Below are 8,321 nucleotides of genomic sequence, written 5' to 3'. Positions count from 1 at the left end.
TGAACTGACCCCCAAAAGTTGGACGGTTTAAGTCTATCTCAAGGACTGAATTCTGTACTTCACAGGACTCAGTCCTTTAAGTTTAAGCTGAATACGCTCATGATTGTAATAATGAATGTACTCATGAATTTGCTTTTCTAGTTCATCAATAGTTTTAGGCTTTTCAATATAGATGGTCTCACACTTCAGTGTGCCAAAGAAGCTCTCCATTAACGCATTATCTATGCAGTTGCCTTTTCTACTCATGCTTTGTCTTATCTTATGCTTTTTAAGCGTCTTTCTAAAAGGCTTCATTTGATAATGCCAGCCTTGATCAGAGTGAAGCATTAACTTTTTATGACGACTTGTTTTCGTCTTATCTAGCGCAAAATCTAGCATTTTACTTACCACATCATAGGTTGGTCTTTTAGATAAGGTATAACTGACTATTTCATTATTATAGCAATCAAGAATCGGAGATAGATATAATTTATTGTCACCCACCTTAAACTCAGTAATGTCTGTTAACCAGCGTTTATTGGGTTTACCAGCATGGAAGCGACGCTTTAAATAGTTCTTTGCTATTTTTCCCTGTTGACCTTTATAGGATCGATACTTCTTTCTTCTGATCTTCGCATTAAGATTTAACTGCTTCATAAGCTTGGCAATAAGCTTATGGTTATGATGCATGCCTAACTGCTTTAATGCGGCTGTGATTCTACGATAGCCATACCGACCTTTATGTTGGTAATATAGCTCGATGATACGCTGCTTTAAATCAGCGTATTTGTCTTCAGCATCAAACTGACACCTATGGTAATAAAAGACACTTTTAGGCATATCAGCTATCTTAAGTAAAGCTGATATGCAATATTTATCCCTTAGTCCTTCGATGAGCCTTGCTTTGTCTCGGCTTGTTCCCTCTCCCTGAGCAAGGCATCGAGCTTTTTTAGGTAGGCATTCTCCGCACGAAGATATTCATTCTCACGTTTCAGCTCTGCTAATATCTTTTCATCATCTGGTTTGTCTGTGATAAATGGTTTGCTCATGGCCGCTCTACCTTTACGTTTAGATATGAGTCCAGACATACCCTGTAGTCGATAAGCTTTGTGCCACTGGCTGATTAAAGCTGGTGAGCTGATGTTATACCTTAGAGCAACTTCCAATTGACTTAGGCCTTGGGTAAGCATCGTTGTTAGTACGTTAAGTTTAAACTCACTACTGTATTTGGCTTTGCTTGTCTTTGGCTTAATAGCCTTTATACCACCGCTTTGATATTGCTTGACCCATTTACTTACAAATCTTGGATTCACTTTAAACTTCTTTGCTGTGGCATGACCGGTATGTCCTTGCTTATAGTATCCTATGACTTTGATCTTAAAATCTAGATTGTAACGCATAAAAATACCCCATAAGTTGTGTCCAACTTTTGGGGGTCAGTTCAAAAATGAGGCTCTTTTTATGTGAGATACTTTTTGTATTAGATTCATCATGAAAATGCTATAAGTCATATTATATTTACATTTGCCCATGGTCTAAAAAGAATTGTTTTGTTAGTATAACTATAAGTGAGTGAACTAAGAGTGCGAGATTTAAGTTGACCGCACAGTGATGTGTATCTAATAATCAAAAACAGTAATAAAATCATAAATTAAATAAGGAATAAAAACTATGGCACATTTACGTTTAGGCGATACTGCTCCAAACTTTGACGCTCAAACCACAGATGGGGATATTAATTTTTATGAGTGGGCAGGCGATAACTGGGTAGTATTCTTTTCTCATCCAGCAGATTTTACACCGGTATGTACAACTGAACTTGGCCGTGCAGCTGCCTTAAATGGCGAGTTTCAAAAACGCAATGTCAAGCCGCTTTGTATCTCAGTAGATAGTTTAGAAGATCATAAAGCATGGGCAAGTGATATTAGCGAAACTCAGGGTAGTCAAATGAACTTTCCAATTGTTGCTGATCCTGAAAAGAAAGTTGCTGAATTATATGATATGATCCACCCCAATGTAGCATCAACACATACTGTTCGTAGCGTATTTTTGATTGATCCAGCTAAAAAAATTCGTTTGATCTTAACGTATCCTGCTAGTACTGGTCGTAACTTTGATGAAATCATCCGAGTTATCGATGCCATCCAACTGTCTGATGAATATAATATTGCCACACCAGTAGATTGGAAAGATGGAGACGATGTTATTATTCCACCAAGCATTAAAACTGAAGATATTTCAGAAAAAAACTATCCCAAAGGTTTTACTGAAATAAAGCCGTATTTACGTACCACACCCCAGCCTAATAGATAAGGCTAGATGTATCAACTTGCTAAATTAACCCGTTGGCTATTGTAAATATATATGCCTTAGCCAAATGATTTAAAGCCTTACAACATTCGTTGTAAGGCTTTTTTATATCCGTCAATTCACGATAATTTTAAGATGTATAGATGTATAATAGATAAGTAAAAGGGTATTTTTATTTAACTAATAAAAAAACAATGACACTATGGCAGAACAAAACTTTATATCGCAATTTCTGCTCAATTTGATATTATAAAAATGATGTATAGGTAATGACCTATAAAGTCTTATCATTGAGAAAAATATGTTTAAGAACATTAGCGGTTAGACAACTAAAGGAATTAGTTATGAAAAAATTATATTTAGCAAGGAAAGCGCCAAACCCACGTAAAGTTGTTATTTTGATGCAGTCAAAGGGCATTGATATCGACAATTTGGATGACTTAGAAGTTATTGACATTGATATGTCTAAAGACGAGCAATTAACAGAAGAGTTTGCAAAAATTAATCCGTTGAAACTACTACCTGTCTTAGTTTTAGATGATGGCACGGTGCTAAATGACTCACAAGCAATCTGTGAATACTTAGATCGAGTCTATGGGGAGCGTTCGGTAATGGGGAATGATGTTGTGCAAAGAGCACAAGTATGCTCGATGCGCCGAATTGCTGAGCTTGAGGTATTATACAACTATATGCTCGCATTTCAGCATAGCCATCCTTCAAAAGCTGCACGAGTTGACCAAGTACCTGAGTTTGCAATTAAGTCAGTTGAGCGAGGCATTAAAGCTCTTCCATACTTTGACAACGTACTAAAACAAAATAATTATTTAGTCAATAACCAACTAACTTATGCCGATATAGTTCTATATATTGCATTAGATTTTGGGCGTTTATTAAAGGTTGATCCTAACGCACACGGCGAGGGTATTTCTCGTTTCTATAAAGCTATGAATGAGCGATTTGGGTTTAAAAAAACCGCTTAAAATTAAGAACAAAGTATATGCAACTCTGCGTATTTACCTGTTTTAATGAATTTATCCTTATAAGGAGAATCAATGTTACTGCTTCGAACTCTGCCACTATCTGCGATGATGAGTGCTTTTATCCTCATTGGGTGTCAATCTAATAACACAATGACCGATCATAATGCTTATACTTCACCTAATATTAAAAACAGTGCTGAGACTAAAGCTATCATTAGCAATAAAGGCTTATCGAATTATAGATGGCAATTGGTAAGCGCAATTGATAGCAATAAAAATAATTTGACTAAGCTGGTAAATATTAAAGATAAGGTTGAATTAAGCTTCAATGTTAATGATAGCCAACGCAATGTTAATTTTGGCGTTGGTTGTAATTCGATGAGTGGTCACTATACGCTGAAAGATAATGAGTTAACGATAAGTGAGGTTATAAGCACTCAAATGTTATGTGAAACTGATATTGATGCAGCTGAAAACATATTGGCAAAGTCTATGTATGGAGCAAGTCAGTTAACCCTCACGGCTAATGACGTGCCTCTGCTAACTCAAATAACCAATAATGGATCTGTTTTAGTTTGGAAAGGTGTATTAACCCCAGAGGCTAAATATGGGGTAAAGCCAGAAATTGTATATTGGCAGATTGCCTCTCAAACACAGCCGTGTCCTAGTAATACTACTCAGACATGCCTAAAGGTTAGACCTATTGTTTATAACCAACAAGGTATTAAAACAACGCAAGGTAAGTGGCGTTTATTTAACAGAAAAATCGAGGGCTATACTCACAATAACACTCTTGATCAGATATTACGGCTAAAACGTTTTACTATTGATCCGGTTGACGTTAAAGGAAAGCAGAGTGTATATGTTTTTGATAGGGTTGTAGAAAGTGGACTCGTTGAATAATTGAAGTATTAACGTAGATTAATTAAGTCTTCTTCATTTAAACGCCAACGCCCTTTCTTTTTGGAAGAACTACGACTGCGTATGGTCGATCCTGTCAGTAGTTTATTCATTGAGTGACTAGAGTGAGCGTGACAAATAGCGCAAGCAAGTCCATCTGCAGCATCTGCTTGTGGGGTAATATCCAATTTTAAAATGCGGCAAACCATCTCCTGAACTTGTTGTTTGTCAGCGGCACCATAGCCACAAACAGCTTGCTTGATTTGTCTAGCGGTATATTCAGATACTTCTAAATCTAGTGATACTAATGCAGCGATAGCTGCTCCACGAGCTTGGCCAAGCTTTAGCGCAGAGTCGGGGTTATCTGCCATAAATACTTTTTCAACAGCTGTGTTAATAGATTCGTCTGTATATTTAAGGTGGTGTTCGGTAATGCGTACAATGCCATTGAAAATACGCTTTAAACGTTCTGGCATCTCTTTAGTCTCAGTACGTATTGTTCCTGAATCAAGGTAGCGTAGTGTATCGCCCTTTTGATGAATGATGCCATAACCCGTCATGCGTGAACCCGGATCTATTCCAATAATAATTGCCATATCTATTTCGTACCAATGTAATTTGTACTAATGTAAAGTGAATACTTATCATGCACACATTTTCACAAAGCCCTTTCATAAGGCTTATAAATTTTATTTAATGATATTAAGAATAAATTTAAAAAGTTTATATTTATAAAATTTGATCATATGATTTGATAGTATAGCAAGCTATCCCCATATACATAGGCACAAATCAAATTATTTAAATTTTTAAAGATAGAACAGGGATATAAGTTATGGGTGCAGTTGTTGGCATTGCCATTGTATGGTTTATTATTGAAATGCTTTTATGGTACTTAGTTGCCCAATTTATTAGTGGCTGGTGGGTATTTATATGGTTTATTGTAGCCGCAGTTATTGGTATCTCTTTGCTTCGCCGTGGCATGACGACACTCAATCCAATGGCTCAGCAAATGAAGACTGGTGGCATGATGAATCCGGCAATGCGCCCACCAGAGCAGACATTGATGAAAACCATAGCGATGGCTGTGGCTGGTATTTTGTTGTTAATCCCAGGATTACTGTCAGACATGTTGGCACTTTTAGTAATTTTGCCTCCGATACAGAAAAAGTTGAAAGACATGGCAAATAACTATGTCATGAATAATCAGCAAAAAATGATGGAGATGATGGCAAAACAAATGGGTGGGCAGAGCCCCTTTGGCGGTATGAATAATGCGGGTAATCATTCACAAAACCCTTTTAGTAAAGCGAATCCTAATCCTTTTGGAGAACAGACTCCATTTGGTAATAAATCTGGATCTAAAAGCCCATTTGGGAGTGTGTTCAAGCAAAGTACGACGGTAGATGGGACTGCAAAAACAGTGGTCAAAGATGTTAAAAAAATCCAGAAGCCCGCTAATGATGAGTAGTTGCTGAAAGGTTTTTTTAGAATAAAAGAAGCCCTTTCAATATTGAAAGGGCTTCTTTTATATGATCTAACTCAGTTATACAATCTAGCGACAAGAAAATAAATTATTAGCTGAAAGTATTGAATGACTAGGATAAGTAGATTGATGAGGTAGTTTTATTTGCAGTAATATTGTTATTAATAATAACTATTATCATGAAATAAAAGTAGGTCAACTAAAAGATAATAAAAAAGTAAGACCGAAGTGCCGCTGTAAGATGGGTACCCATGAACCGTGAAGTTCAGGGCGGACACGTCATTGCCTCCGTAGGTTTCCTGAAACACTGTAAACAGTGCAGGTATACGCATGAAGACAATAGGTAGCGTATCCATTTATAGCATTATCGGCTCAGGGAATAACATCCACTGGCGAACACTTCAGATACCATTTATGGTATCTGATACTTAAGAAATTTGCAAATAAAATTAAAAATTCATAGAGAGTTTAGATACTTGTATATCATACGCTTATTGACTTTAACCATAAAAATTAACTAAAAACTGGCTTATATGATAGAATTGCTTGCATTATTTTAAATCTTATATGTATGTTTTACCCTCTAAAATTTTGAGAGATTGATACGTTTAAGCTATGCAAAACATCCTTTGATAGAATATGAAGGACAACATTGAGACTTAATGCTTATCGATTAACTTAACTGCTTTAAGCTTACTAAAAGCGCTAGTATGCTGTTTTAAAAGAGGTTAAAAGTTGCTTATTAGAAAGGTACTATTTGAAATGCTTGATGATTTACCAATATCGCATCGACTATGATTGTCAAAGCTATTAGCATTTAATAGAAGTTTATCTAAGTTATAATCTTATCATACATTTAATTGTTGTTCTGGCGCTACTAACTAAATATAAAACGAAAATTCTAACATGAATCTTAACATGAATCTTAAAGAGTCACTGGAGAGTAAGTTAATGGCAGATGCAGATCAAAATAAGAAGATTCCACACGTATTAATGATTTTAGATGGTTTTGGACATCGGGAGGATGAGCGAGATAACGCAGTTGCTGCAGCAAACACCCCAAATCTAGACCGAATTTATCAAAAGTATCCACACGGTCTGATCTCAGCGTCTAGTGAAGATGTTGGATTGCCAGAGGGTCAATTTGGTAATTCTGAAGTAGGTCACATGAATCTTGGTGCAGGGCGTGTACTCTTTCAAGACTCCACTCGCATTTCTCGTGATATTAAAAATCGTGATTTTTACAAAAACCCAGTATTTAAAGAGGCCATTGAAGCGGCAAAAAACGTGGATGGTAATGTACATATTATGGGTCTTCTATCTGATGGTGGGGTTCATGCACATCAAGATCATATTGAAGCTATGTGCCATTCAGCTGTCATTCATGGTGCTAAAGGGGTATTTGTTCATTGTTTCTTAGATGGACGTGATACACCGCCTAAGTCTGCTGATAAATATGTGAAGCGGTTAAGAGATTACCTCATAGAGTTAAATAGCTATTATGATAGTCATGTTCAAATAGCGAGCATTATCGGTCGCTATTTTGCGATGGATAGAGATAATCGTTGGGATAGAGTGGAACAGGCTTATAACTTATTGACTCTAGGTAAAGGGGATCGCATGGCCACCCGTGCAGATGGGGCAGTACAGGCTGCTTATAAATCGCGTGAAACAGATGAATTTGTTAGCCCCACAACCGTCATTGAACATGGAGAGACACCCATTACAATTGACGATAATGATGCGGTTATATTCATGAACTTTCGAGCCGATAGGGCGCGTGAATTGAGTCAAGCATTCGTTTTACCTGATCATGAGTTTGCTGGATTTGCACGAAAAAAACAGCCTCTATTATCAGCCTTTGTCATGATGACTCACTATTCTGATGAATTGGCTAAACACCCAAAAACATCAATAGCTTACAAACCAACGGCACTACATAATACCTTCGGTGAATATCTTCAAAACAACCACAAAACCCAACTGCGTATTGCTGAGACTGAAAAATATGCTCACGTGACTTTCTTTTTTAGTGGGGGTAGGGAAGAAGAGTACGAGGGCGAAACACGTATTTTAATACCTTCACCTGATGTTAATACCTATGATTTGAAACCTGAAATGAGTGCGCCAGAAGTTACCCATAAGCTTGTTGAAGCTATTAATTCAGGACAGTATGATGCGATCATTGTTAACTATGCCAATGGCGATATGGTAGGTCATACAGGCATATTTGAAGCAGCAGTTAAGGCTGTCGAGGCGCTTGATGAGGCTGTTGGCAAAGTTGCTGAAGCGGTTGTTAAGTCTGGTGGTCATTTATTGATTACAGCCGATCATGGCAATTGCGAACAAATGCAAGACTATGAAAGTGGTCAAGTGCATACCCAGCATACTACTGAATTAGTGCCATTGATTTATGTGGGTAACAAACCAGTAAGGATCCGAGAAGGTGGTAAACTGAGTGACATTGCGCCTACTATCCTTGATTTAATGGGGCTTGATGTGCCGAGTGAAATGACAGGCATCAATTTACTTGAGTCTTGTTACTAGAATCTTATCTTAGGAATAGCTTTTTTTATAAGCTAATAGGCTTTGTTTAAGTATTCTGATTTTAAAAATTAAACGTTATTCTAGATCTAGATGTTATTTTCGATCATTTTCGTTATGAG

General features: G+C 36.9%; 8 protein-coding genes and 1 other RNA gene. 5 read left to right on the top strand and 4 right to left on the bottom strand.

Features of this window, described 5'->3' with window-relative positions:
• Positions 1-33: 33 nt before the first annotated feature.
• Positions 34-873, bottom strand: coding sequence for an IS3 family transposase (locus AC2SLL_RS06880; RefSeq protein WP_486530951.1), 840 nt, complete (start codon positions 871-873; stop codon positions 34-36).
• Positions 861-1,379, bottom strand: a complete 519-nt coding sequence (locus tag AC2SLL_RS06875; RefSeq protein ID WP_486530417.1) for a helix-turn-helix domain-containing protein — start codon at positions 1,377-1,379, stop codon at positions 861-863. Before AC2SLL_RS06875 ends, AC2SLL_RS06880 begins: the two co-directional genes overlap by 13 nt.
• A gap of 271 nt (positions 1,380-1,650) precedes the next feature.
• Between AC2SLL_RS06875 and AC2SLL_RS06870 the strand changes: the two genes are divergently transcribed.
• The 3 genes from AC2SLL_RS06870 to AC2SLL_RS06860 all read left to right on the top strand — a co-directional run bounded on the left by AC2SLL_RS06870 (position 1,651) and on the right by AC2SLL_RS06860 (position 4,172).
• Positions 1,651-2,292 (top strand): peroxiredoxin, encoded by a 642-nt coding sequence (locus tag AC2SLL_RS06870; protein ID WP_486530940.1) that lies wholly within the window; start codon positions 1,651-1,653, stop codon positions 2,290-2,292.
• A gap of 341 nt (positions 2,293-2,633) precedes the next feature.
• On the top strand, positions 2,634-3,269 hold the full coding sequence (locus AC2SLL_RS06865) for a glutathione S-transferase family protein (RefSeq protein WP_486530939.1): 636 nt from the start codon (positions 2,634-2,636) through the stop codon (positions 3,267-3,269).
• Positions 3,270-3,341: 72 nt separating this feature from the next.
• Entirely contained in the window at positions 3,342-4,172 is an 831-nt protein-coding gene (locus AC2SLL_RS06860) for an META domain-containing protein (RefSeq protein WP_486530938.1), read from the top strand.
• Positions 4,173-4,180: 8 nt separating this feature from the next.
• Here the strand turns inward: AC2SLL_RS06860 and ruvC are convergent, their stop codons facing one another.
• Positions 4,181-4,765: a crossover junction endodeoxyribonuclease RuvC gene (gene ruvC / locus AC2SLL_RS06855; protein ID WP_486530937.1), complete on the bottom strand. Its 585-nt coding sequence runs from the start codon at positions 4,763-4,765 to the stop codon at positions 4,181-4,183.
• Between the two features lie 239 nt (positions 4,766-5,004).
• Here ruvC and AC2SLL_RS06850 point away from each other — a divergent pair, with 239 nt between their 5' ends.
• Entirely contained in the window at positions 5,005-5,640 is a 636-nt protein-coding gene (locus tag AC2SLL_RS06850; RefSeq protein WP_486530936.1) for an FxsA family protein, read from the top strand.
• A 231-nt stretch (positions 5,641-5,871) separates the two neighbouring features.
• Here AC2SLL_RS06850 and ssrS read toward each other — a convergent pair.
• A non-coding RNA gene (gene ssrS / locus AC2SLL_RS06845) (6S RNA) lies at positions 5,872-6,066 on the bottom strand.
• Between the two features lie 540 nt (positions 6,067-6,606).
• Here ssrS and gpmI point away from each other — a divergent pair.
• A complete protein-coding gene (gene gpmI / locus AC2SLL_RS06840; RefSeq protein ID WP_486530950.1) occupies positions 6,607-8,202 on the top strand; it encodes a 2,3-bisphosphoglycerate-independent phosphoglycerate mutase in 1,596 nt (531 codons plus the stop codon).
• The last annotated feature ends 119 nt before the right edge of the window (positions 8,203-8,321 follow it).

The sequence above is a fragment of the Psychrobacter sp. CX97 genome (genome assembly GCF_057396285.1).
This window is presented reverse-complemented; position numbering and strand designations above follow the sequence as displayed.

Coding starts and splice junctions, on each gene's coding strand:
- AC2SLL_RS06875 (WP_486530417.1), bottom strand. CDS start 1,379: ATGCGTTACAATCTAGATTTTAAGATCAAAGTCATAGGATACTATAAG.
- AC2SLL_RS06870 (WP_486530940.1), top strand. CDS start 1,651: ATGGCACATTTACGTTTAGGCGATACTGCTCCAAACTTTGACGCTCAA.
- AC2SLL_RS06865 (WP_486530939.1), top strand. CDS start 2,634: ATGAAAAAATTATATTTAGCAAGGAAAGCGCCAAACCCACGTAAAGTT.
- AC2SLL_RS06860 (WP_486530938.1), top strand. CDS start 3,342: ATGTTACTGCTTCGAACTCTGCCACTATCTGCGATGATGAGTGCTTTT.
- ruvC (WP_486530937.1), bottom strand. CDS start 4,765: ATGGCAATTATTATTGGAATAGATCCGGGTTCACGCATGACGGGTTAT.
- AC2SLL_RS06850 (WP_486530936.1), top strand. CDS start 5,005: ATGGGTGCAGTTGTTGGCATTGCCATTGTATGGTTTATTATTGAAATG.
- gpmI (WP_486530950.1), top strand. CDS start 6,607: ATGGCAGATGCAGATCAAAATAAGAAGATTCCACACGTATTAATGATT.